2 protein-coding genes are annotated in these 1,129 nt (G+C 26.7%); one reads left to right on the top strand and one right to left on the bottom strand.

Annotated elements, in window-relative coordinates:
* On the top strand, positions 1-241 hold a 241-nt coding region (locus CI949_RS20780), incomplete at its 5' end, for a DUF4357 domain-containing protein (RefSeq protein WP_258363617.1).
* A 129-nt stretch (positions 242-370) separates the two neighbouring features.
* Here the strand turns inward: CI949_RS20780 and CI949_RS20775 are convergent.
* The gene (locus CI949_RS20775) at positions 371-898 is read right to left on the bottom strand and encodes a hypothetical protein (protein WP_110300867.1); all 528 of its coding nucleotides are present in this window, start codon (positions 896-898) and stop codon (positions 371-373) included.
* Positions 899-1,129: the final 231 nt, after the last annotated feature.

Here is a 1,129-nt window from a genome sequence, read left to right as displayed (position 1 = left end):
AATGTCTAATAATACTGTTGATTCAGCTCAAAATTGGGTAATTAAAAAGAGAAAAGAGCTATTAGAAAAAGAAATTGTAGTTGAAAATGATGAAAATTATATTTTCAAAAAAGACTATTTGTTTTCTAGTTCTTCTACTGCAGCTGCAGTAGTTATGGGTAGAAATGCTAATGGTTTAAGAGAATGGAAATTAAAAAATGGAATGACCTTAAAAGAATTTGAACAGCCTGATGAAGAATAAATTTTAATTATAAAAAAGAAAAAACACCTGATAAAATATCAGGTGCCTTCATAATTTTAATTTTGCCCATTTAAGGACTCTTTATAATTTTATTTTCTAAATTAATAATACTATTTTATCAGTCAATTGTCAAGCAGTTTCAAACAAAAATTCACTTATTTTTTGGTTAAGATCTGCTGGTTTTTCTTTGATGTCATATATAGATTTTTGTTCATTAATTCGCTGGATATCAATTGCTCTCATATCACTTAAATGAAGTCGAGAAGTTTTATCATTTTTAAAATCTTTAATTTTAATATCAATTTCAATTTTAGAATTAGGAGGATTAGAATTTTCTTTTACTGATGTTGTAGGAATAACCAAATATTTTGATCCAAAATCTTTTAATATATAGCAGTAATGACCACCATAAATTTCTTTTGGATATCCTCTTCTTAAATTAAAATATGCAATTTGTCCTGTGGTTGGCCTAGTTGCTGGTTTTATTTTATAAAAAGAGGTTGATGGATCATTCGTTTCGTTTGGAACAATTATATTGTAAAAAAAGTGTAGTTCTCTAATCCAATATTTTAATTCTTTAGCAAAACCGTTAATATCATAGTTTTTAATTTTTTTGAGCGTAGCTTTAGCTTCCTTCACATCATCAGAAAAACTCATATTTGGTTCACCTCCATTAAATTATATTAATTATAACATAATTTCTATAAAAAGGAAATAAATTTCTGTAAATTTCAGAATATTATACGGAAAAATAAAAAGAGGTAGATACAATGTCATCAATTAAAGATTACTTAGCCAAAATAGTTTCAGAATATAAAGAAGCAAGATTACATGAAGAATTTGCCGGCCATCACCTAGGAGACTTAATGCGACATCAGCTGCCAGAAT

It is taken from the genome of Halanaerobium sp., assembly GCF_003070835.1.
The sequence above is the reverse complement of the archived record's forward strand: the minus strand, read 5'-3'. Positions and strand labels throughout refer to the sequence as shown.